This is a genomic window from Streptomyces sp. NPDC006332 (genome assembly GCF_040612855.1).
Classification (GTDB): Bacteria; Actinomycetota; Actinomycetes; order Streptomycetales; family Streptomycetaceae; genus Streptomyces.
This window is the reverse complement of the sequence record NZ_JBEXRA010000030.1, coordinates 1-23169: the sequence shown is the minus strand read 5'-3', so window position 1 is coordinate 23169 and position 23169 is coordinate 1. Positions and strand designations below refer to the sequence as shown.

16 protein-coding genes and 1 pseudogene are annotated in these 23169 nt (G+C 70.0%); 8 read left to right on the top strand and 9 right to left on the bottom strand.

The genetic code is table 11. The features are described from left to right. The first annotated feature begins 37 nt into the window (after positions 1–37). The gene (locus tag ABZ027_RS25305) at positions 38–754 is read left to right on the top strand and encodes a flavin reductase family protein (RefSeq protein WP_356772095.1); all 717 of its coding nucleotides are present in this window, start codon (positions 38–40) and stop codon (positions 752–754) included. Between the two features lie 266 nt (positions 755–1020). Here ABZ027_RS25305 and ABZ027_RS25300 read toward each other — a convergent pair whose 3' ends face one another. The 3 genes from ABZ027_RS25300 to ABZ027_RS25290 form a co-directional block, all read right to left on the bottom strand. Then, positions 1021–1590 carry a TetR/AcrR family transcriptional regulator gene (locus tag ABZ027_RS25300; protein WP_356772093.1) on the bottom strand — a complete coding sequence of 190 codons (570 nt, stop codon included), beginning with the start codon at positions 1588–1590 and terminating at the stop codon, positions 1021–1023. 226 nt (positions 1591–1816) lie between these two features. After that, the gene (locus ABZ027_RS25295) at positions 1817–3115 is read right to left on the bottom strand and encodes an SNG1 family protein (protein ID WP_356772091.1); all 1299 of its coding nucleotides are present in this window, start codon (positions 3113–3115) and stop codon (positions 1817–1819) included. 218 nt (positions 3116–3333) lie between these two features. After that, positions 3334–3957, bottom strand: a complete 624-nt coding sequence (locus tag ABZ027_RS25290) for a TetR/AcrR family transcriptional regulator (RefSeq protein WP_356772089.1) — start codon at positions 3955–3957, stop codon at positions 3334–3336. A 541-nt stretch (positions 3958–4498) separates the two neighbouring features. Between ABZ027_RS25290 and car the strand changes: the two genes are divergently transcribed. Then, on the top strand, positions 4499–7996 hold the full coding sequence (gene car, locus ABZ027_RS25285; protein ID WP_356772087.1) for a carboxylic acid reductase: 3498 nt from the start codon (positions 4499–4501) through the stop codon (positions 7994–7996). Between the two features lie 118 nt (positions 7997–8114). On the opposite strand, the gene ABZ027_RS25280 is transcribed toward car, so the two are convergent. The 5 genes and pseudogenes from ABZ027_RS25280 to ABZ027_RS25260 form a co-directional block, all read right to left on the bottom strand. After that, positions 8115–8672, bottom strand: a complete 558-nt coding sequence (locus ABZ027_RS25280; protein WP_356772085.1) for an XRE family transcriptional regulator — start codon at positions 8670–8672, stop codon at positions 8115–8117. A gap of 12 nt (positions 8673–8684) precedes the next feature. Beyond that, complete coding sequence (locus ABZ027_RS25275) at positions 8685–10928, bottom strand: helix-turn-helix transcriptional regulator (protein WP_356772084.1); 2244 nt, start codon at positions 10926–10928, stop codon at positions 8685–8687. A gap of 174 nt (positions 10929–11102) precedes the next feature. Then, positions 11103–11543, bottom strand: a complete 441-nt coding sequence (locus ABZ027_RS25270; RefSeq protein WP_356772082.1) for a VOC family protein — start codon at positions 11541–11543, stop codon at positions 11103–11105. Positions 11544–11606: 63 nt separating this feature from the next. After that, positions 11607–11738: pseudogene (locus ABZ027_RS25265) on the bottom strand (IS30 family transposase); the annotation flags it as partial. A 42-nt stretch (positions 11739–11780) separates the two neighbouring features. After that, on the bottom strand, positions 11781–12668 hold the full coding sequence (locus ABZ027_RS25260) for an NAD(P)-binding domain-containing protein (RefSeq protein WP_356772080.1): 888 nt from the start codon (positions 12666–12668) through the stop codon (positions 11781–11783). A gap of 52 nt (positions 12669–12720) precedes the next feature. Between ABZ027_RS25260 and ABZ027_RS25255 the strand changes: the two genes are divergently transcribed. The 3 genes from ABZ027_RS25255 (at position 12721) to ABZ027_RS25245 (ending at position 15848) form a co-directional block, all read left to right on the top strand. After that, entirely contained in the window at positions 12721–13071 is a 351-nt protein-coding gene (locus ABZ027_RS25255; RefSeq protein WP_356772078.1) for a helix-turn-helix domain-containing protein, read from the top strand. A gap of 639 nt (positions 13072–13710) precedes the next feature. Then, entirely contained in the window at positions 13711–14403 is a 693-nt protein-coding gene (locus ABZ027_RS25250; protein WP_356772076.1) for a response regulator transcription factor, read from the top strand. Beyond that, on the top strand, positions 14400–15848 hold the full coding sequence (locus ABZ027_RS25245; protein ID WP_356772074.1) for a HAMP domain-containing sensor histidine kinase: 1449 nt from the start codon (positions 14400–14402) through the stop codon (positions 15846–15848). The genes ABZ027_RS25250 and ABZ027_RS25245 overlap by 4 nt, the downstream gene beginning before the upstream one ends. 558 nt (positions 15849–16406) lie before the next feature. Here the strand turns inward: ABZ027_RS25245 and ABZ027_RS25240 are convergent. Continuing rightward, positions 16407–18557, bottom strand: a complete 2151-nt coding sequence (locus ABZ027_RS25240; protein ID WP_356772072.1) for an MMPL family transporter — start codon at positions 18555–18557, stop codon at positions 16407–16409. A 515-nt stretch (positions 18558–19072) separates the two neighbouring features. Here ABZ027_RS25240 and ABZ027_RS25235 point away from each other — a divergent pair. From ABZ027_RS25235 to uidA, 3 genes are read left to right on the top strand one after another with little or no spacing between them, the layout of a single operon-like run. Continuing rightward, positions 19073–20275, top strand: coding sequence for a family 1 glycosylhydrolase (locus tag ABZ027_RS25235; RefSeq protein WP_356772070.1), 1203 nt, complete (start codon positions 19073–19075; stop codon positions 20273–20275). Positions 20276–20302: 27 nt separating this feature from the next. After that, a complete protein-coding gene (locus tag ABZ027_RS25230) occupies positions 20303–21118 on the top strand; it encodes a glucose 1-dehydrogenase (RefSeq protein ID WP_356772068.1) in 816 nt (271 codons plus the stop codon). A gap of 51 nt (positions 21119–21169) precedes the next feature. Continuing rightward, entirely contained in the window at positions 21170–22981 is a 1812-nt protein-coding gene (uidA, locus tag ABZ027_RS25225) for a beta-glucuronidase (RefSeq protein WP_356772066.1), read from the top strand. The last annotated feature ends 188 nt before the right edge of the window (positions 22982–23169 follow it).

Sequence of the window (23169 nt, the reverse complement as noted above, 5' to 3'; positions counted from 1 at the left end):
CCCACTCCCCCACTCGCTGCCAACCAGAGGACGCCACATGATCATCGACTCCGCGGACCTGGACGAGAAGTCCGCCTACAAGCTGCTCATCGGCAGCGTCATCCCCCGCCCCATCGCCTGGGTGAGCACCCTCTCCACCGAGGGCGTGGGCAACCTGGCCCCCATCTCCTTCTTCACAGTCGTCGGGCGCAAGCCGCCCCGGATCTCGCTGTCGATGCAGCCGCGCTCGGACGGCGCCACGCTCAAGGACAGCTTCGTCAACATCCGTGACACCGGCGAGTTCGTCTCCAACATCGCCACCCTGCCGCAGATCGAGGGGCTGCACCGCAGCGCCTTCGAATTCGAGCCCGACGTCGACGAGTTCGACACGGTCGGGCTGGAGAAGGTGCCGTCCGAGGCCGTTCGTCCGCCGCGTATCAAGGGCGCGCCCATCGCGTTCGAGTGCACCGTCGAGCACATCTTCTCGTCGCCCGACGGACTCAACAACGTCGTCTGGGGCAATGTGGAGCGCTTCTACATCCGGGACGACCTCTATGTGGGCGGCCGGATCGACTTCGGTGCCATCGCTCCGGTGGGACGCCTCGCCGCTGAATACACCCTGGTGAACAACACGTTCGTGCCACCGCTCGACCCCGAGGTGATCAAGGAGCACTCCGGGCGCCGGATGGAACGCCTGGACCAGAAGGACACGTACTACTCACCGATCGACACGCCCCACTGGTCGCCGTCCGGTTCCACCACCACCCTCGACTGACCGTGGGGTGGGGCCGGGCGGCCCTGCCTGCGGGAATCGGCTCGCCGATTGACCGAGGTCTCGCCGTACTTCGCGGGACCTCACGCGTTCTCGATGAGGCAGCACATGGCACGGAAGCCGTGCACCTGGCGCTGGGCGCCGATGCCGACCGGAGCGCACGTTTCTTCGCCTGCGGCATGCTCGGGAACACTCGCACCGCCATCGGGCTCCTGCCGGGAGCGGGGAAGTAGCCAGGAGGCAAGGAAGCCTTGCGGGAAGGCGAGGTGTCAGCGCACGCCAGCCGCGTCGAGCAGGGTGATCACGGTGGGGGCGATGAGTCCCGTCATCGTGTCGGCCCCGATCCCCGCGCGGGCGCTGGCGCCGTCGAAGACCAGGATCAGCTGCCGGGCCAGCAGGTCGGGGCCGCTCGCGCCGCCCTGATCTGCCTCGGCGCGGAAGAAGGCCGCCAGTTTCGCCTTGATCCGGTGCGCCACCTGGCTCGCAGAGTGACTCTGGTCCTTCAGCTCGATCTGCACAGCCAGGTACGGGCAGCCTCGGAAGTCGGGTGCGCCCGCCTGCGACTCCAACTGCTCGAAGACGTGCAGGATCCGTTCGCGGGCAGAGCGGCCGTCGGCCGCCGGGGGCAGGAGAGCGGCCACGAAGGGGGCAGTGCGCTCCTTCAGGCTTGCCGCCAGCAGATCGTCCTTGCTCTCGAAGAGCTGGTACATGGAGCGCTTCGACACCCCCGCCGCCTTGCACAGGGCCTCGACGCCGACGTTGACACCGTCTCGGTAGGTGAGCGTGGCCGCTGCCTCCAGCAGGCGCTCTCTGGAGCTTGATTTGACTTCGGTGGTCATATCGCGAGGTTAACTCGAATCGGACGAAATGAAAACCGATCGGTTTCCAGGGGGTTCGGGAGCCGTCCGGGCACCTGGAGTCCGCTCAGAAGCTCGGCGACGGCCTTGAGGGAAAGACCGTCGCCGAGCCCTGATGGTGTCGCCCTCCCCTCGTCCGCACGGGGGCGACACACACGGGGCCACTCCGCACAACGGCCCCGTCCTGGGAGATGCTGAAGGGCTTTGACTACACCGTGGTGGCGTTCTTCTCGGGCTCCGTCTCGACCGGGATGCGGTGCAACCCCTTGCGGTCGTACCAGCCCAGCACGCCGAAACCGAACAGTGCTGCCGCCACCAGGCCGGCCGCCATCATCACCCAGCCCCGGGTCAGTCCCGCGTCGCCCTGCGCGTCGAAGTAGAGGATCGAGCGGATGCCGCCGGTGATCTGCCGCAGCGGCTCGAACTCCGCGAGGAATCGGTAGAAGCCGGGCAGCGCCTGGATCGGCGTGGTGGCGTTGGCCGTCGGCACCGCCATTCCGATGAAGACCAGCGTGGCCACCAGCATGCCTGGCGTGCCGAAGACAGCGAGGAGGGTGAGCGCGCCGATCCCGGAGACCGCGACGGCGCACACCGAGTACAGCCACAGCAGCGGCAGGTGGGAGGCGTCCATGCCCATGATGCCGACCGCGCCGACCATGACCAGGGTGCCCATCAGCAGGGACAGTCCGGCCATGAGGGTGCTGCTGATGGCGAGGGTCTGCACCCGGGTCGCCCGGATCAGCGGGCGGTGCAGGCGCAGTGGGCCCATGTCGTTGTGGGTGTAGCCGAGGGCGTGGTCGACCTGGCCGCTGATGACGTTGGCGGAGAGCATGCCGCACACCACGAGGGTGAGCGCGTAGTAGAACGCCGTCAGGCCCAGGCCGCTGTGTGAGTCGAGGGGGTGGCCGTCCTTCACCGTGACGGCAGCCGGGTCGGCGAGCAGGACGCGGGCCGCGGCGGGCAGTTTCGCCTGCTGGGCGCCGGTCTGTGCGGTCAGCTCCTTGCCCACGTGCAGCGAGGCGTTGTCGGCCGCCTGCGTCGTCGCGACCCGCGCCAGACTGGAGCCCAGGCTGCCGGCCGCCTGGTTGGTCAGCACCGTCAGCGCCGGGCGGACCGGGGTCCCGGTGGGCGCGGTGCCGGTCAGTGCGGTGACGGAGGACGTGAAGTCGCCGGGCACGACGAGCGCGCCGTACAGCTTGCCCTTGCCGAGTTCCTCCTTCATCTCCCGCTCGTCCATCACCTTCCAGTCGATCTTGTCCCCTCCCGCGGTGGACTTCCTGATCGAGTCGGTGATCTGGGCCCCCAGGTTGACCTGCCTGCCGCCGACCGCGGCTCCCTTGTCGGCGTTGACCAGGCCGACGGGCAGCTTCTTCATGTGGCCGGCCGGGTCGATGTTGGCGCCGACGTACAGCACGGCGAACAGCAGCGCGAGAACGCCGGTGATGACGCCGCTGGCGATCCACAGGGGTTTCGCGCGCAGCACGCGGAAGGGGTGAATTCCATTCATGACTTACTCCGGCCTGGACAACACAGCTACATCGGGAGGAGACCGGACGGCACCATCGCAGGCCGGGGGCTTTCTGCCTCAAAACCGTTCAGCTCGGCTCGCGGCGACCGGGTGGGGACGAGCCCCCGCCGACGCCCCAGACAACGGAAACCGTCCGGTTTCCCGTCATCGTAAACCGATCGGTTTCCAAATGCCAAGTCGAGTTGGCCCCTCCTCGGCTAGTGGTCGGCGAGAACGGGCCACAGGGCCGCGACGATCCGGTCCGCGAGACCAGGGTCCCGGTCGCCGGTGCGCAGGTAGGACGAGTAGATGCTGCCGGTCATCATGTCGGCGATGACCAGCACGTCCATGTCCGGGCGCAGGACGCCTTCCTCATGCAGCCGCCGCAATGTGTCGATCAGGGGCTGCATCCGGGGACCGATCGCGTGGCGCCGTACCAGCTCCAGGAGACCGGAATTGTGCTCGGTCTCGGTCAGAACATGCCCGATCACCGTCATACCCCGGCCCGGAGGGGCGTACGGAACCGCGTACCGCAGCGCCCTCCCCAGCGCGTCGGCGGGCGGAAGGTCCTCCAGCGGGCCGATCGGGTCGCGCTCCCGCTCCTCCTGGAAGTTGAAGTCCAGGGCATCCACGACGAGGTCGTGCTTGTTCGCCCAACGCCGGTACACGGTGGGCCTGGTGACGCCCGCGTCGGCGGCGATGTCACCGATCGTCATGCGAGCGTAGCCGTCCGATACGAACCGCTTGACGGTCGCCCGCAGGATCGCCTTCTCCACGGACGGGTCACGCGGCCTGCCGGGGCCCTTGCCCCCCGGGGCTCTCTTCTCGTCGTTCTCGGCCATGCTCTACACCTACCTTGCCATTACTTTACTTGACAGCCATGTAACGATATTAAGATCGTTGCTGCGTACACGGAGATCCGAGCCCAAGGAGGAACGGTGCCAGGTCCCCCCACGGACACGGTCGTTGAACATACCGCTCCGTGTGGCGCCGACGCGGTCCGCGCGACGCGTCGGCCGTCGCCGTCCCACGTGGCGTCGGGCACGGCCACCGACGAGCACTGCGGGAGACCAGTACTCCCAAGGGGGCCGTTCATCCGCACATAGAGGGAAACGCCCCGCATCCCACCGCCACGCGGGCGGACCCGCGGACGTTGGCCGTCGATCCGGTACGCCCCGCAAGGGTGCGGGCCTTGTCGCTGGGACACCTGGCCCTTGCGCCGCCCCCTGACTCGAGACATTCCCTGCCCGTCGGCATGCGCGCACTCCGACGGGCCGCACCCGCGCGGCGGACCGCCCCGGCAGAGTCCTCCCGGCACCCGGGATGCCGTCCGGCACCGCCCCGCTCCCCCATCCCCCCCTGACGGAAAGTCGGTGAGAACCGGTGTCTTCACCATCCGAGGTTGGTTCGCTCGCGAACGACAAGCAGTTGCACGAGACGCTCCCGCTGGAGTCGCTCAGCGCGGCCGTACGCGAGTGCACGGAGGGTCTGGCACGAGCCGTGGCCCTGATCATGGAGGGGTACGCCGAACGCCCGGCCCTCGGTGAAAGGGCCCGGGAAACGGTGACCGACCCGGTGACCGGCCGGACCTCCCTGCGGCTGCTGCCGCGGTTCACGCAGATCACGTACGCCGAACTGTGGGAACGGGCCGGCGCGATCGCGGCCGAGTGGTGCCAGGACACCCGGCACCCCGTCCGGCCGGGGGACTTCGTCGCGGTCTGCGGCTTCACCGGCGTCGACTACACGACGCTGGACCTGGCCTGCCTGCGGCTGGGCGCGGTGACCGTGCCGTTGCCGGCGAACGCACCCCTCGCCCGGCTGGAGCCGATCGTCGGGGAGACCGGGCCGCGCGTCCTGGCGACCAGTATGGAAACCCTGGACACAGCGGTCGAGTTGGTGCTGTCCAGCGCCTCGAAGCCGCGGCTCGTGGTGTTCGACCACCACCCCGAGGTCGACGAGGAGCGGGAGAGGTTCGAGGCCGCGCGGCGGCGACTGGCCGAGGCGGGCCTCACCGCCGTCGACTCCCTCGCCGCGGTGACCGACCGTGGCCGCGGCCTGCCGCCGGTGCCCTTGTTCCAGCCGGATCCCGGTGAGGACCCGATGCGGCTGCTGATCTACACCTCCGGCAGCACGGGCACGCCGAAGGGCGCCATCTACACCGAGAGCATGCTCCACCGGCTCTGGGTGAGTCTGCCGTTGCCCACCGACCTTCCCTCCGTCGGCATCAACTTCATGCCCATGAACCATGTGTTCGGCCGGGCGAACCTGTACTCCACCCTCGGCAGGGGCGGAATCTCGTACTTCACCGCCCGAAGCGACATGTCCACCCTCTTCGAGGACATGGGGCTCGCCCGGCCGACCCAGCTTCTGCTGGTGCCGCGGATCTGCGACATGCTGCACCAGGAGTACCAGAACGAACTGGGCCGCCGCGCACCGGAGTTCAGCGACCGCGAAGCTCTCGACGCGGCGGTGAAGACGGACCTGCGGGAACGGTTCGTGGGCGGCCGTGTGCGCACCCTCGTGTGCGCCAGCGCGCCCGTCTCCCAGGAGCTGAAGCGTTTCGTCGAGTCGTGCCTGAAGCTGCCCCTGCACGACGGCTACGGGTCCACCGAGAGCGGCGTCGTGGTGTTCGACTCACGCGTGCAGCGGCCTCCCGTGATCGACTACAAGCTCGTCGACGTCCCCGAACTCGGCTACTTCACCACGGACTCCCCCTATCCCCGGGGCGAGTTGCTGATCAAGACGGAGTCCGTCACGCCCGGGTACTACAAGCGGCCCGAGACGACGGCCGAGGTGTTCGACGCGGACGGCTTCTACCGGACGGGCGACGTCATGGCCGAGACCGGCCCCGACCAACTCGTCTACGTCGACCGACGCAACCACGTACTGAAGCTCTCCCAGGGCGAGTTCGTCGCGGTCTCCCGCCTGGAGAGCGTCTTCGTCACCGGCCCGCTGGTGCGGCAGATCTACGTCTACGGCAACAGCGAGCGCGCCCACCTGCTGGCCGTCGTCGTCCCCACCGAGGAGGTCCTCGCCCGGTCCGCGAGCCACGACGAGCTGAAGCGGTCGCTGAGCGAGTCGCTCCAGCACGCCGCACGCCAGGCCGGACTACAACCGTACGAGATCCCCCGCGACTTCCTCGTCGAGCCCGAGGCGTTCACCGCGGAGAACGGTCTGCTGTCGCAGATCCACAAGAACCTGCGTCCGCAGCTCAAGGCGCGCTACGCGGACCGCCTCGAAGACCTCTACGAGGAGCTGGCGAGCGGTCGTGAGGACACCCTGCGTTCGCTGCGCGAGGCGGGGCCCGGCCAGCCGGTGTTCGAGGCCCTCCGCCGCGGACTCGTCGCGCTGCTGGGCTGCTCCGAGGCGGAACTGCACGAGAACGCGCGCTTCGCCGACCTGGGGATCGACTCGCTGTCGGCGATGTCCTTCTCCCGGCTGCTGCGGGACGTCTTCGAGGTGGAGGTGCCGGTCGGGCTGCTGCTCAGCCCGGCGAACGACCTGCGGGCCGTCGCGGACCACGTCGAGGCCGCGCGGGCCTCGGGCACGCGGCGGCCGACCTTCGCTTCGGTCCACGGCGCCGACAGCATCGAGGCGCGTGCCGCCGACCTCACGCTGGAACGGTTCGTCGACGCCGAGACGCTGAGGGGGGCCGATCGGCTGCGGCGTCCGACGGGCCAGGTGGCCCCGCGGACCGTGCTGCTGACGGGGGCCACCGGGTATCTGGGCCGGTTCATGTGCCTGGACTGGCTGGAGCGGCTGGCCAAGACCGGCGGAAGGCTGGTCTGCGTCGTACGGGGCCGTGACGCCGAGGACGCCGGGCGCCGCCTGGAGGACGCCTTCTCCGGTGGCGACGCCGACCTGCTGAGCCGCTACCGCGCGCTGGCGGCCGGTCATGCGGAGGTGCTTGCCGGGGACATCGGCGAGGAACGGCTCGGCCTGGACCCGGCCACCTGGAAGCGGCTGGCGGAGGACGTCGACCTCATCCTCCATCCCGCGGCCCTGGTCAACCACGTCCTGCCCTACGACCAGCTGTTCGGCCCCAACGTCGTCGGCACCGCCGAGCTGATCCGCCTCGCCCTCACCGGGAGGATGAAGCCGTTCGTCTACCTGTCCACCGTCGGCGTGACCGCCGGGTCCGACGTGGCGCGGTTCGCCGAGATCACCGACATCCGCACGCTGAGCCCCGTGCGCATGCTCGGCGACGGCTACGCCACCGGCTACTCGACCAGCAAATGGGCGGGCGAGGTCCTGCTGCGCGAGGCGCATGACGCCTACGGTCTGCCGGTGACGGTGTTCCGGTCGGACATGATCCTCGCCCACACCCGCCACACGGGTCAGCTGAACGTGCCCGACATGTTCACCCGCCTGCTCTTCAGCATCCTGACCACCGGCATCGCCCCGCAGTCCTTCTACCGCACCGACGACCAGGGCGGCCGGCGGCGGGCGCACTACGACGGGCTGCCCGTCGACTTCGTCGCCCAGGCCGTCGACACCCTCGGCGCACGCAACAGGGCCCGCCACCGTACGTACAACGTCGTCAACCCCCACGACGACGGGATCTCATTGGACACCTTCGTCGACTGGCTGGTGGAGGACGGCCACACGATCCGGCGCGTGGCGGACTACGACGAGTGGTTCACCCGGTTCGAAACCGCCCTGCGAGCGCTGCCGGAGACGCGACGCCGGCACTCCCTGCTGCCGCTGCTGCACGCCTTCGAGAAGCCGGGGAAACCGACGCTCGGCTCGGCCATTCCGGCCGACCGCTTCACGGACGCCGTCCGCGAGGCCGGGATCGGCAAGGACTGGACCGTCCCCCACCTGTCCGCCGACCTCATCACCAAGTACGCGAGCGACCTGCGCGGACTCGGCCTCCTCTGACACGGCCATCGCCGCCGGGACGGAACGCCGCGGAGCAGTACGCTCCCCGGCAGCAGCCCCCGGCGACGATCGCCAACACTTCACCCATCGCTCCGTACGGTTCGCGGACTTTCGACATCTACAGGTCGAACTCGAGGTGCTCGATGTCCGTGAACCGGACCTCTTCCAGGCTGCCGGCGCGGCGGCCGCCGTCCTGGAAGTAGACCTCCTTGAGTGCTTCGGCGGCGATCTCCTTGAGCTGCTGGTCGCTGGCGCCGGCCTCCTGGGCATCGAAGAGGCGGGCGGCGTGGACGGGCGGCAGCGCGACGGTCAGGTGCCGGATGCGGTCCTGGTCCGTCGACCCGATCGGCGCGGTGTAGCCGAGCCGGGCGCGGGTGTCGATGACGAGGCCGCCTGTGGTCGCCGCCTTCAGCCGGGCCCTGGCCCGGATCTGCGGCTGCCAGCGGGCCTTCACCTCGCGCTCCAGGCGCGCGGCGAGGTCCGGGCGGGGCTTTTTGATCTGGTCCTTGACGTACCGCTCGACGGTGCGCTGGGAGATCCGCAGCATCTGGGCGACCGCCTTGGTGCCCTTGAGCTGCTTGACCAGGTACCGCATCTGCGCGGGCGCGCTCTTGGGCGCCGGGCGGGTGAACGCCTTCTGCACCGCGGCTTCCAGACCGTCCCCGAACAGGCTCATCGTCGCCTTCTCCTACTCTCCGTTGTCGACGTCGGTGACGGTGCCGTCCTTGATGTACCGGGCGAGGTTGAGCTCCGGGGCGTTGAACCGCTCGCGGACCTCCTCGCCCCACAGCACGCTCTGGGTGCCCTCCCACTTCACCAGCCCGGGGTTCACACCGAGCTTGAAGCCACCCGGCAGCGGCTTGCCGTCCCGGTAGGGCAGGAAGTCCAGCGGGCTGGTGCCGCCCGCCGCGTAGACGACGCAGTCGGACAGGACCGCGACCGGGTACTGCCCGGTGAATGCCGCGTGCTTGACGATCTTGCGGTGCAGGTTGACGCGGGTGCGGGAGATGACGGCCGCGCGGATGTCGGGCCGCCAGGTGGGGCGGGAGAGGGCCCGCCACGGCTCGCCGGGCCGCCAGCCCTCGCCGCGGGGTCGCTCGCGCAGCTTGCCCAGGCCGCCCTTCACCGTCGCCTTGACCGCGGAGACGACGATCGCCAGTTCCGGGTCACGGCTCTGGTAGCCGTCCATCGCGGCGAGGAAGTCGGCCGGCGACAGGTCGGCGTCGACGCCGAGGTCGGCCATGGTGGCGAGGTAGGCGTCGCGCAGCCTGTTGTACCAGCCGTCCAGGTAGCGGCCGTTCTCGTAGCGGACGTACGCCTCGATCGGGCGCACCTCGTAGCCGAGCTCCACCGCGTAGGCGACGGTGGGCGTGGCGTACCAGGCCGGCCCCTCCGGCCGCTCGCCCTTCGGCGTGAACGGGCTGGGCAGCAGACTCGCGTCCAGGTCCGCCCACTTGTCCTTGCCGACCTTCACGCGGGACAGGTCGACGTGGGACAGGTCGACCAGCCACGAGCCGGGCAGCTTCGGGTCGAACACCGGCGCCCTGACGTGCGTGGGCGCACCGAGACCGACGACCAGGCCGTTGGCGCCGGCTGCGAAGGCCATGTTCACGTCGATGCCGACCAGGTGCCGCCGGGTGCACTCGGCATCGGTCATCGGCCGCGCCCAGTCGTACGCCTCCTCGAACAGCTTCTCGCTGGGTCCGCGGACGTGGAAGCGCGGCAGGTCCTTGAGGAGCGGATGTCCGTCGGGGGCCTCGCACGGCGCGCAGTCCACCGGATCCTTCCCGAGCGAACCGGGGTTGTGCTCGGAGTGCCGCTTGCCGTCGGCGTCGGGCTCCGAGGCCCGGGTCGGCGGGTGCAGGGCGGTCATCAGCTCCAGGCCGGTCACGGCGGTGGAGCCGCGTGGGGTCATCACCCGGGACGCGTACACGCCCAGCACGCGGGCGAGTTCCGCCGGCGGCAGCTGCCCCGTGTCGCCCCAGTGGCGGGTGTCCAGCGCGTTCCATGACGGAATGCACAGCTGCACGCAGGCCCGCTCCGAACCGGCGGCGGGGCGGTAGATCCGGGCCCACGGCCCGAACCCGCGCTTGGTCAGCTTCCATTCTGCTCGGGCCAGTTGCTTGATGACCTTGTGGCCCTCCGGGATCCGCCCGGCGAGCCGCTCCTCCTCGGTGAGGGCGACGGGGAGGCCGTAGCGCTCCAGCGCGGCCTTGGTGAGCACAAGCAGCGGGTCGGCGTCCTTGCCCGGGCCGGACAGCTTCGGCTGACCGAGCTTCGCCTCGCGCAGCGTCCAGTCCACCAAGGACGGGATCGACTTGGCGGGCACGTCCAGGACCAGACCGCCGGTGCAGTACGCGAGGACCTGGCCGTCCTCGACGTCGATAACGGCGAGCGGTCCGTTCTCGAACCGCGGGTCGGTGCCGCCCGCCGGGGTGTTGGCCGGGGCCCCCTTCCGCGCGGCCGGGCGGCGCGACGTCGATGTGCTCCTGGTGGTGTGCGCCGAGCGCGCCGCGGCCTGCTCGGTAGTGGTGGGAACGGAGGCGGGGGTGGCCTGGATGTTCTCGTTTTCGGTCGTGGCCGCAACCTCGGGGGCTGGGGCTGTGGACAGAGCCCGCTCCTCCGGGGAGGGCCGGCCGGTGAACGTGGCAGCCGACACTTCGGCCGGGGCTGCGGCGGACGCGGGCGCGGGGTAGAGCTCCGCGAGCCTGTTCAGCAACCTCGCGTACGCCTCACGTTCGGGGCCGCGCGGCTCGGTCGTCTTCTTGACCGACTCCCAGCCGGACACCGTCGCCCGGCGCACCTTCAGTGCGGCGGCCACGTTGTCCAGCGTCAGGCCGTGCGCGGTGCGCAGCCGCTTGCGCTCCTCGGCGGGCGGCAGCGGAGCGCGGGACGCGACCAGCGCGTCGACCGCGTCGAACAACTCGGACATCCAACACCTCCTGACCGGCACCCTATCCCATACACCGTACAAATCGCGTACGTTTTGCGTACGCGACACCTGAACCCATCACGGCCCCGGCACCCAACTCCTTGGACCGCGAAAACACGGTTCACTGCCCGGACTTGAGTGAGACACACCGGCGAATGCCGTCTCAGTCACGTCTCACTGAACGGCTGGCGGCGGCTCCTCGCCGAAGACCCACGGCGCCAACACCAGCAGCCAGCCATCCGGGTCCTCGAACGTGACCGCACCGCGCTCCGGCCAGTACGGGTTCGCGGCGGGAACCGGGCTGTGCCCGCGTTCGGTGAGCCGGCGGGACGCGGCGGCGACGGCCTCGGGGCCGCGGAGGTAGAGCACCAGCTGGTTTTCCGGATGCGGCTCGGGGATGCGGGGCGGGATGCCGTGTTGCAGCAGTTCCATATGTACCGGGGCGCCGGGCAGGCCGAGAACGACCCCGTCGTAGCCGTGGTGGCCGCGCCACTCGGCGAGTATCGGCAGGCCGACGACGTCGCGGTAGAAGACTAGTACTTCGTCGTACTTCGCGGTCGGCCGAGCGAAGCGAACGGCACCAACATCGAGATGAGCAGGCCAAGAGTGAGACATGGGCGTGATGCTCGCACCCGCCCTCGAGGAAAGACATCGGGCATTGGACCTACGACCCGCTGCCTACACCCGAGCACGAACGACTTTGGCCAGACACTCGGCTGGGGTTTCCCAGCCGAGCGTCTCGCGTGGGGGGCCAGTGAGTTCGGCGGCGACCGCGTCCAGGTCCCTGCGGATGTGCCGGGTCAGGTCAGTACGCTGCTGCCGCGGCCGGGGCCCGGCCGCCTGCCCGCTTCCTCAGCGGCGCCCCAGCACCTCGGCCATGCGGATGAACCCGTCCGTGCCGTGACCCAGGCCGATGACGCGGCGGGCCATGCCCTCTGCCGCGCGCATCAGGCCCGCGTCGATGCCATGCCCTTCAGAGGTCTGCACGATGTGGGCCATGGACGAGGCCGCCGAGGTGATCGGGTTGTCCTCGCCAGAGAAGTCGCCGCTCTCCACACCCTCCGCGGCCTGCTCGAAGAGTGGCGGGATGATCGCGCCTATGCCCTTGGCGAATGGAGCCAGCTCCTGTGCGGTGACTCCTTCAGCCTTGGCCACCGCCAGGGCATGGGCGTAACCCGCCATGGCGGTCCAGAAGATATCCAGCAGCGCGATGTCGTAGGCGGCTGCCCGGCCGATCTCCTCGCCAAGATGGGTGTGGGTGCCGCCCAGCACCTCAAGGACAGGGAGATGCTTGCGGTAGAGCTCCTCGGGACCGCTGTGGATGAAGACCGCAGCAGGCGTTCCGATGGTCGTGGTCGGTGTCATGATGGCGCCGTCCAGGTAGTGAATGCCGTGACCGGCCGCCCAGGCCGCCGCGTCGCGGGCCCTGGCCGGGGTGTCGGCGGTCAGGTTCACCACCGTGCGGCCCTTGAGCGCGTCGGTCACCGCATCGCGCCGCAGAATGGCGTCCACAGCGTCGTAGTTCACCACGCAGGCCACGGTCAACCCGCTCGCGGCGACCGCCTCTTCGGCGGATCGGGCGCCGACTGCGCCTCGCTCGACCAGGTCGCGGTTCCTGCCCGGTGTCCGGTTCCACACCGTCGTCCGCAGGCCGGCATCCAGGAACGCTCCGGCCAAAGCTCGGCCCATCGGCCCGAGACCCAGCACGGTGACGGCAGACTGTTGAGAGTGTGAAGACATGTTTGTTCAGCCTTTGCAGAAGTATCGGAATTAAGTGATGAAAGGGGCTCACGTGACGCGAAGCCGCGCCAGGGACACGAACGTCTGCGGGGTGACCGCCGCGATTGCCGTGATCGACGGCAAGTGGAAGACCGTTCTGCTGTGGCTGTTGGAATCCGGTCCGTGGCGCCCCGGGGAGCTGCGGCGTCGACTGCCGGGCCTCAGCGAGAAGGTACTGACTCAGTCGCTCCGCGAGATGGAGGCTGACGGACTGGTGCACCGGGCGGTGCATGACGAGCTACCGCTGAAGACGGTGTACTCGCTCACCCCGTTCGGCCGCGAACTCTCGGAGGCCCTGGGGCCCGTCTCGGATTGGGGACACCGCCGCCTGGAGAAGCTCGCCCAGGCACAGTCGGCCTCCTGACGCATGGTCACACCCGCCTCACTCGGAAACGGCGCCCCTCACGACGCCGTGTGACCAGGTTCCGCTCTGCCCCGCAGCACCGACAAGTACCCACAAAAAAGTGGGTATTGAGGGCTGTGGTCTCTGAACGCCGGGGCGTTCACGGAGGGGACTCGCGGCCGGGACGGGGAGCACCGAACGCACCCGCTCACCGGCCCGTGCGGGCATGGGTGGCTCCAGTTACGACATCAGCGATTCCGCTGACGGCTTTCCGGTGGTGAGAAGCTGTCCCGGCTTCCCTGTTTCGGACGGCTGTCCAAACGCCGCTGACGTAGTCCAGGCCGGTTCTGTCCATTCACACGTGAGCAGTGCCTGATGTGGAGCAGAATCGACGGATGATCAGAAGACCACGCCCGCCCCGTTCGGGCTCGACGCGTCCGACGCGCTGCGGAGACTTACACTCGCGACTGCGCAGGAGGGCCCCGGCTGGGAGACTGCTCCATGGTGAGTCCGATGCCCATGGACCTGGCCGGAACAGGGAGGCGGGACAGCTTCTGATCTTTAAGCCAAGAGCGGTCCCCAGCGACGCTCTAAGCCTGGTCTCAGGTTGAGCGGGGACAATGGGCGGCAAAAGCATCGACTGGACGGGGGCGGGCCGGCGTGCGGATCATGATCGCGGATGATGAAGCAGCCATCCGTGAGTCGCTGGAGCGGGTGCTTCAGGTCGAGGGTTACGACACCAGCACCGTCGCCAACGGTCTCGCCGTGCTCGACGGGGTCGATGGGGCCGGCGGTGACACGCTGGATCTGCTGATCCTCGACGTGATGATGCCCCGCCTCGGCGGGTTGGAGACCTGCCGGCGGTTGCGGGCCGCGGGTCGGGATCTGCCGGTGCTGATGCTGACCGCCCGTGACCAGGTCTCCGACCGGGTCACGGGGCTGGACGCGGGCGCCGACGACTACCTGCCCAAGCCGTTCGCCACCGAGGAGTTGCTGGCCCGGGTGCGGGCCCTGCTGCGCCGGCGCACGCCGACCGACGAGGAGTCGCAGATCCTGTCGTTCGCCGACGTCCGGCTCGATCCCGACAGGTTCGAGGCGTGGCGGGGCGGGCGACCGCTGCGCCTGACCCGGACCGAGTTCTCCCTCCTGCAGGTCCTCATGCGCAACGCGACCCGGGTCCTGACCCGCGACGCGCTGTTCGAGGCGATCTGGGGCTTCGACATGAGCGCCACCGCCAACAACCTCCAGGTGTACGTCAGTTACCTGCGCCGCAAGTTGGAGGCCGAAGGTGAACCGCGATTGATCTACACGCTGCGCGGCTTGGGATACACGTTGCGGGAGACTCCTCCGTGAGCAGGCTCGCCGGCCGGGAACCGCGCCGGCTGACCCGATGGTGGCGCCGGCGGTCCCTGCGGACCAGGCTGACGGTGATCGCGGCGACGGCCATCGCGGTCAGCGTGTTCGTGGCCTTCCAGGTGGCCAGCGAGTTGATGGACTGGGAGCTGCGGGACACCGCCGAGAATCAGCTACGCGCCGACTCCCACGTCCTGGCGACGGACGCGCAGCGCGCCGGTCTGGCACAGGTCCAGCTACCGCCGTATCCCGGATCCGGTCGGCTGGTGCGGGTCATCCTGTCCGACGGCTCGACCCGGACGCCGGCCGGCCAACCCGCGCTGCCGCCCGTCAGCGAGAGCGCCGGGCGCGTGGCGCAGGGCGCGTCGGCCGACCTGATGGAGTCGAACGACACCGAGGAGGGCTACCTCGTCTACACGCTGCGGGCGGGCGACGGCGCGGTCCAGGTGGCGCAGGTCGCCGATGACACCCCGATCAACCAGTTCGGGTTCGGCATGTTGCTGATCGGCCTGTTCTGCATGGTCGGCGGCGCCCTTGTCGGGCGGACCGTGGCACGGACCGGGCTGGCACCGATCGACCGGCTGACCGCCGCCGCGGTGCGTGTCGCGCACACCCGGGATCTCGACGCCGACATCCCGGATGAGGGCGGTGGGGAGATCCGGCGCCTGATCCGGTCGATCAACGACATGCTCGCCGCGCTCCGGGACTCCCGGCGGGCCCAGCGGCTGCTCGCCGAGGACGCCGCCCACGAGCTCAAGACCCCGCTCACGAGTCTGCGCCTCAACGTCGAGCTGCTGATCCGGCTCGATCGGCGCGGCACCCTGGACAGCGCACTGCCGGCGGAGAGCCGGACCCGGCTGCTCAACGATCTCGGCGCCCAGGTGGCCGAGTTGAGCACTCTTGCCGCCGAGCTGACCGACCTGGCGCGCGGTGACGTCAGCGACGAGAACACCGAGCTGCTCGACCTCGCCGACGTGGTGGGGGCCGCCGCGACCCGGGCGCGTTCCCGCGTGCCCGACGTCGAGGTCGCGCTCGACGTGACCTCCGTGTGGGTGAGCGGGCGTCCCGCCGCGCTCCAGCGGGCGGTGCTCAACCTCATCGACAACGCCGGCAAGTGGTCCCCCGCGGACCAGCCGGTCGAGGTCCGGCTCCGTGCCGAGGGCGCGTCGGCGGTACTCGAGGTCGACGACGCCGGGCCGGGCATCGACGCCGCCGACGTACCGCGGGTGTTCGACCGGTTCTACCGTGCCGACAGCGCCCGGGCGTTGCCGGGATCCGGTCTGGGGCTGTCGATCGTGCAGCGGGTCGTCGACGCCCACGGCGGCCGGGCCACCGTCGCCCGCTCCGCACGCGGTGGCGCGCTGCTTCGGGTCGGCCTTCCGGCCGTGGCCCCGCCCGCCCCGATCGCGCGGCTCACCGCCGGGGAGGACACCGCGGTGGGCTGACCGCCCCGGCGGCGCGGCGCAGGACAAGGGCGTGTTTCGAAAGTCCAGGGCGGTGCCCGCGGTGTCCGGTGCGTGCCCTGGGGGTCCCCCGGCCGGAGGCTGGGGGAGTGCCGGATGAAGGCCCTCGATGGGGCCCCCGCTCATGGGGCCCCCGCTCATGGGGGTCCCCCCGCTCATGGGTCCCCCCGCTCATGGGGGTCCCCCCGCTCGAGCGAAGCCGAGAGTGGGGGAGAAGCTAATCGGGTCCTTGGCCGGTGCGGCGAGGGTGCGTGCCGGGCGCCGCGGGTGCTGTGCGGGGCTTTCGAAACACCCCGGAGGGACGGCGGCCCTCGGGCATGGCCCCGCGCGGCTCACCGTCGGGGCAGGACACCTCGATGCGCCGACCCCAGCCCCCGCCGCACGGCGCAGGACAAGCGGCCCACCACCAGCAGGACACCGCGACACGCCGGCCCCAGCCCCGGCGCGTGGCGCAGGGCCAAAAGGCGGCGGCCGTCGGGCCCATGAAAAGATCCGGGACGGGCCTGGGGCCCGTCCCGGATCTCGTCCGTGCCGCCGCGCTCACCGTTGCAGCGCGGGCTCCTCGTCGTCGGCGCGCGACTGTTGACGGTCCGGCAGCTCCGCCGCTGGACGGGACAGCCGGCTCGGCCACCAGATCTGCCGGCCGATCAGCAGGGTGAGGGCGGGCACCAGGACCGACCGCACCAGCAGGGCGTCGAGCAGCACGCCGAAGGCGACCAGGAACCCGACCTCGACCAGCATCACCAGCGGAAGCGTGACGAGGACCGCGAACGTGGCCGCCAGGACCAGGCCTGCCGAGGTGATGACGCCACCGGTGGCGGAGAGTGCTTTGAGCATGCCCTCTCTGGTGCCGAGGCGCACGGTCTCCTCCCTGGCCCGGCTGGCCAGGAAGATGTTGTAGTCGACGCCGAGCGCCACCAGGAACAGGAATGCCAGCAGCGGCACCGAATTGTCGATGCCCTTGAACCCGAGAATCGTGTCGAAGACGAACACGCTGCCGCCGAAGGCCGCGGCGAATGAGACGATCACGGTGGCCATCAGGGCCAGCGGGGCCAGGATCGCGCGCAGTAGCAGCCCGAGGACGATCAGGACGACGACGAGCACCAGCGGGATCACCAGCTTCTCGTCCCTCTTGGTGGTCACCTCGGTGTCGAGGTTCTCCGCACTCGGCCCGCCGACGATCGCCTCCGCCCCGCTCACCGCGTGCACGGCGGTGCGCACCCGCTTGATCGTGTCGTACTCCGCGACGGTGTCCGGCGCGTCCTTCGGGAACACGGAGATGTTGGCCCAGCCACCGCTGGTCTGCTCCGGGACGGCCTGGGCCACACCGCGAGTGTCCTTGACGATGTCGAGCACCCGCTCCTGGTGCGCCGGCCGCGTGAAGATCGTTAGCGGCTGGCCGCCGAGCTCCGGAAAGTGCTGGCGGAGAACGCTGAAGCCGGTGACCGACTCCGGCGCGGACAGGAACTGGTCCTGCTCCCGCAGGTTGCCGGTGTTGCCCGCCAGCCCGAGGGCGAGCACGCCGAGGACTCCGAGCGAGCCGAGCGTCGCCACCCACCGGCGGCGGCTGATGGCGGTGCCGAGCCGTCCCCACAACCCCGGCTTCTCCTCCACGGCCGTGCTGACCCGCGGGACGGCCGGCCAGAAGATCCGCCTGCCGAGCACCACGAGCACCGCCGGGAACAGCGTCAGCATGGCCACCAGCGCGCACAGGATGCCGGCCGCGCCGATCGGGCCCAACCCGCTGGTGCTGTTCAGGTCGGCGACGAGCAGGCAGAGCAGGCCGGCGACCACGGTGGCCGCGGACGCGACGATGGCCGGCGCCGCGCCGCGCAGCGCGTGGACCATCGCGACTCGGACGTTCTCATGGTGGTGCAGTGCCTCCCGATATCGAGCGATGAGCAACAGCGCGTAGTCCGTGCCGACGCCGAACACCAGGATCGTCAGCAGCGCCGAGTTCTGGTCGTTGACCACGATGCCGAAGCCCTTGACGAGCAGGTAGACGGTCGCCATCGCGGTCAGTGCGGCCGCGCCCACGGCCACCAGCGGGATGAGCCACAACACCGGGCTGCGGTAGGTGAGGATGAGCAGGAGCGTGACGACGACGATGGTGGTGAGCAAGACCTGCACGTCGATGCCGTCGAAGACGGCGTCCATGTCGCCGTCGATCGCGGCCGGGCCGGTCACGTCGAGTTCCAGGCCGTCCGGGCGGTCCTTCGCGGCGTCACGTAACGGGCCGACGATGTCCTCCGGTGCGCCGTAGGTCGTGCTCACATCGAGGGTGAACATCATCGCCTTGCCGTCGGTGGAGGGACTCGTCGGTGGGCCCTCGTCGTCGCCGTCGGCCGGGGCCGCCACCTTCGGCGGGTACCGCTTGGAAAGGGTGTTGTAGTGGCGCTCGACCGTCGCGCGGTCGGCGTTGGTCATGTTGCCGGCGCGGTGGTACACGAAGACGAACGTGTTGTCGTCACCGTCGGGGAGACTGTCCTCCAGTACCGCGACCTTGGTGGACTCGGCGCTGGCCGGCAGGGTGTCCACGGCGCTGTCGGTGGTGACCGAACTCAACTTTCCGCTCAGCGGCACCATGAACACCGCCAGTGCCAACCACAAGCCAATCACCAACCACGGCACCCACCGGCCTGCCAACCGACCGACCGGCGCTTCCCCGGACGGCGCTATGTTGCCTGCCATCACTAGCCTCCTACACACAGGTTGCATCGCTCATCTGATGCCTACTTCCTAACGAGCGAACCTGAGACCACCGTTAGAGCCGGTGAAGCAACCGGCCCCGGCCGGAGGCACTCGGGCAGGTGCCGGCGGGCGCCCGGTCCTGTATCCGGCGGCGTGACATGGTGGCTGGACTACGACGTTGATCTGCCGGTGTTGGAAGGCCTGGCTGGTGGCGACCACCCTGCGGATGACACCGGTCGTCGAGTCGGTGGCGATTCCTTCGTGCCCCAGTTCCTCGACGCCCGACCACGCCGGCCACCCACGGGACAAGAGCCGCCCCGCAAATGTAACGCTCAGGTTACGAAACCGCCTTACGGCCTTCCTTCCTCCGCGATCCCGGTTTACGTTCCAGCGAAAACCAACCACATGGTAAGTGTTGATGCCCGGACACAGCCGCTGCCCGGGCATGCACAGACGCCCCGGCTGCCCGACCGCCGACGGTTCGTCACTCGTGGTACTCAGGAAGGCAGTCGACGATGACCGAACTCGCTCCCGGATTCCTCTGGGGCGCCTCCACGGCACCGCACCAGATCGAAGGCAACAACCTCAACAGCGACTTCTGGGCCAACGAGGGACTCATCCCGGGCATGGAGCGCAGCGGCGACGCCTGCGACAGCTACCACCGCTACCGCGAGGACATGCGGCTCCTCGCGGACGCCGGCCTGAACGCCTACCGCTTCGGCGTCGAATGGGCCCGCATCGAACCCGTCCCCGGCCTCGTCTCGCGCGCCGAACTCGCCCACTACCGGCGCATGATCGAGACGGCCTTCGAGCTCGGCCTGACCCCGGTCGTGACCCTGCACCACTTCACCAGCCCGCTCTGGTTCGCCCAGGAGGGCGGCTGGCTCGGCGACCGGGCCGTCGACAGGTTCCGGACCTACGCCGCAACGGTCGCCTCGATCCTCGACGGCGTCGAGTGGGTCGTCACCATGAACGAGCCGAACATGCTGGCCATCATGGTCGGCATGGCGCAGGCCATGCGGAACCAGCAGGCGGCCGGGGAGTGGCAGAGCCCCACCCTCGACAACGAGGGCCCCCGTCCGGCGCTGCCGGCGCCCGACGCGTCCATCGGCGCACGGCTCGTCGAGGCGCACCACGCCGCGCGGGAGGTGCTGCGTGAGCACACCGGCGCCAAGGTCGGCTGGACGGTCGCCAACCGTGCCTTCGTGGCGCGTCCGGGCGCGGAGGAGAAGAAGCGGGAACTGGAGCGCACCTGGGAGGACCTCTACCTGGAGGGGGCGCGCGGTGACGACTTCGTGGGCGTGCAGTCGTACTCCAGCCAGTGGGTCGGCGCGGACGGCATCGAGCCCTACCCTCCGCACCCGGACAACACGCTGGTGGGAAGCGCCTACCGGCCCGACTCCCTGGGGATCGCGGTACGGCACACCGCCGAGGTCACCGGCCAACTGCCGATCCTGGTCACCGAGAACGGCATCGCCACCGGAGACGACACCCGTCGTATCGCCTACACCGGCGAGGCCCTGGAACACCTCGGCAAGGCGATCGCCGACGGGGTGGACGTCCGCGGCTATCTGCACTGGAGCCTGCTCGACAACTACGAATGGGGCCACTGGGCGCCGACGTTCGGCCTGGTCGAGGTCGACCGCGAGACGTTCGAGCGCCGCCCCAAACCCTCTCTGGCCTGGCTGGGCGAGACCGCCCGCCGCGGCCGGATCTGACCAGCTCGCCACACGGAGGACAACATCGTGCAGGTTTCCGCACCCGACGTCTCGTCGAAGTCCCTGGCCGAACTCGTCTCACTGTCCGGACGCCGTGCCGTCGTGACCGGCGCGGGCCGGGGGCTGGGCCGGGCCGTCGCCGAGCGTCTCGCAGAGGCGGGAGCGGACGTGCTCGTCGCGGACGTCCGGGACGAACTCGCGACCGCCGTCGCCGAAGACCTCGGCGCCCGGGGACAGGGCCGTGCCCTGGCCGCCCACCTGGACGTCACCGACCCCGACAGCGTGGTGGCCGCCGCCGACCTGGCGGTCCGGGAGCTCGGCGGGATCGACATCTGGGTGAACAACGCCGGGATCTTCCCCAGCGTTTCCGCCCTTGAGATGTCCGGCAAGGCCTTCGACGAGGTGTTCGCCGTCAACACCCGCGGGGTCTTCCTCGGCTCCCGGGAAGCGGCGCGCCGGATGAGCGAGGCCGGGCACGGGGGCGTCATCGTCAACGTCGTCTCCACGGCCGGGTTCCGCGGAACAGCCCCCGGCCTCGCCGCGTACGTCGGCTCCAAGCACGCCGCACGCGGACTCACCAGCCAACTCGCCCTGGAGTTCGCGCCGTTCGGTATCCGCGTCCTGGGCGTCGCGCCGACGTTCGTACCGACCGAGGGAAACCTGGCGGCAGCCGCCGAGGCCGGGGTGGACTCCGAGACGATCATGTCCGTGATGCAGCCGGGCCCGCTGGGCCGGCTCGGCGTGCCCGACGACGTCGCCCGGGTGGTGCTGTTCTGCGCCAGCGACCTCTCGGCCTTCATGACGGGCAGCACGCTCCTCGCGGACGCCGGTGAAACGGCTTGACCGGCGCCGCCCCGACCGCCCCGACCGCCCCGAGCACCCGGTAGGAACCCCATGCTCTCGCCCCGCACCACTCCCACCCGTGATGTCGTCGGTCTTGACGGCCTGTGGCGGTTCGCCATCGGCACCCGGGCCGGTGCCGCCCCCTGGGCGTCACGGCTCGCCCCGCCGCTCGAAGTCCCGGTGCCCGCCAGCTACAACGACCTGTTCGTGGACCCTGAGATCCGTGACCACGTCGGAGTCGTCTGGTACCAGCGCGACGTGCGCGTACCACGTGGCTGGACCGGTGAGCGCGTGATCCTGCGCTTCGGGTCCGTCACGCACGCCGCGCAGGTCTACGTGGACGAACGGCTCGTGGCCGAACACACCGGCGGCTACACACCGTTCGAGGCGGACCTGACCGGCGTCGTCGAGCCCGGTGCCGAGTTCCGGCTGACCGTCGGCGTCGACAACCGGCTGACGAACGTGACCATCCCGCCCGGCACCGTCACCACCGGCCCCGACGGCCGCGAACGGCAGTCGTACCTGCACGACTTCTACAACTACGCCGGCATCGCCCGCCCGGTCCGCCTGTGCAGCACGCCGACGACCTTCGTCGACGACGTCACCGTCGTCACAGGGCGGGACGGCACGGCCGGCACCGTCGGCTACCGCGTGGAGACCGCCGGCGAGCACGCCGACACGGTCACCGTGCGGGTGCGCGCGACGGACGGGGCCGGCCTGACCGTCGCGGAGGGAACAGGCACCGAGGGCGTCCTGCGCGTCGAGGACGTCACGCTCTGGCAGCCGGGCGCGGCCTACCTCTACGACCTCGTCGTGGAGCTGACCGCGGACGGCGAGGTCCTCGACAGCTACACCCAGCCCTTCGGTGTCCGTACGGTCGAGGTCCGGGGCACGCAGTTCCTGATCAACGGCGAGCCGTTCTACTTCACCGGATTCGGCAAGCACGAGGACACGCCCGTCCGGGGCAAGGGCCACGACGACGCCTACCTCGTGCACGACTTCCAGCTCATGGAGTGGACCGGCGCCAACTCCTTCCGCACCTCCCACTACCCCTACGCCGAAGAGGTCCTCGACTTCGCCGACCGTCACGGCGTCGTCGTCATCGACGAGACCGCGGCCGTCGGTCTCAACCTGGGCGTCCAGGGCGGCCTCACCGGCATCCCGCCCACCCCGACCTTCGCCCCGGAGAACTTCGGCGGGACCACACGGGACGTCCACGCCCAGCACCTGCGGGAGCTGATCGAACGGGACAAGAACCACCCGAGCGTGGTGATGTGGTGCCTCGCCAACGAACCCGCCTCCAATGAGGACGGCGCGCGCGAGTACTTCGAGCCTCTGGTCGAACTGGCCCGCAAACTCGACCCGACCCGTCCCCTCACCTACTCCGCCGTCATGTTCGCGACCCCGCAGAACGACCAGATCGGCGACCTGTTCGACGTCCTGAGCATCAACCGCTACTACGGCTGGTACCTGTTCACGGGCGACCTCGCGACCGCCGAGGGATACCTGGAGCAGGACCTGCGCGGGTGGGTCCAGCGCTTCGGCAAGCCCGTCATGATGTCCGAGTACGGTGCCGACACCCAGCCCGGCCTGCACTCCGTCTGGGACGCCCCGTGGAGCGAGGAGTACCAGAGCGACTACCTCGCCATGTACCACCGTGTCTTCGACCGCATCCCCGAGTTCGTCGGCGAACAGGTGTGGAACTTCGCCGACTTCCAGACCTCGGCCGGTATCCACCGCGTCGACGGCAACAAGAAGGGTGTGTTCACCCGCGACCGGAAGCCGAAGTCGGCCGCGTTCGCCCTGCGGCGCCGCTGGCAGGGCCTGGAAGGCCGCAAGCCCGGCCAGACCGCGGCCGACTGACACCTCACCGGTTCGAAGGATGCGGACTCGTCCGCGGCGCGACGACAGGAAGCCGCCGGGTCGGCCGGCCCGCAGCGCCACTTCCCACCGCACACGGCCAGTTGGGCCGTTACGCCCGCACCGGAGTTCCTCCGCATCCGTCCCGCGCATCGTGCCATACGCCTGCTGCCGGCATGTAGCCAGGCACC

What these genes read in the sequence shown, in the direction of transcription:
- ABZ027_RS25275 (WP_356772084.1), bottom strand. Translation starts at nt 10,928, where the DNA reads ATGTCCGAGTTGTTCGACGCGGTCGACGCGCTGGTCGCGTCCCGCGCT.
- uidA (WP_356772066.1), top strand. Translation starts at nt 21,170, where the DNA reads ATGCTCTCGCCCCGCACCACTCCCACCCGTGATGTCGTCGGTCTTGAC.
- ABZ027_RS25280 (WP_356772085.1), bottom strand. Translation starts at nt 8,672, where the DNA reads ATGAGCCTGTTCGGGGACGGTCTGGAAGCCGCGGTGCAGAAGGCGTTC.
- ABZ027_RS25290 (WP_356772089.1), bottom strand. Translation starts at nt 3,957, where the DNA reads ATGGCCGAGAACGACGAGAAGAGAGCCCCGGGGGGCAAGGGCCCCGGC.
- ABZ027_RS25240 (WP_356772072.1), bottom strand. Translation starts at nt 18,557, where the DNA reads ATGGCAGGCAACATAGCGCCGTCCGGGGAAGCGCCGGTCGGTCGGTTG.
- ABZ027_RS25270 (WP_356772082.1), bottom strand. Translation starts at nt 11,543, where the DNA reads ATGTCTCACTCTTGGCCTGCTCATCTCGATGTTGGTGCCGTTCGCTTC.
- ABZ027_RS25260 (WP_356772080.1), bottom strand. Translation starts at nt 12,668, where the DNA reads ATGTCTTCACACTCTCAACAGTCTGCCGTCACCGTGCTGGGTCTCGGG.
- ABZ027_RS25235 (WP_356772070.1), top strand. Translation starts at nt 19,073, where the DNA reads ATGACCGAACTCGCTCCCGGATTCCTCTGGGGCGCCTCCACGGCACCG.
- ABZ027_RS25300 (WP_356772093.1), bottom strand. Translation starts at nt 1,590, where the DNA reads ATGACCACCGAAGTCAAATCAAGCTCCAGAGAGCGCCTGCTGGAGGCA.
- ABZ027_RS25295 (WP_356772091.1), bottom strand. Translation starts at nt 3,115, where the DNA reads ATGAATGGAATTCACCCCTTCCGCGTGCTGCGCGCGAAACCCCTGTGG.
- ABZ027_RS25305 (WP_356772095.1), top strand. Translation starts at nt 38, where the DNA reads ATGATCATCGACTCCGCGGACCTGGACGAGAAGTCCGCCTACAAGCTG.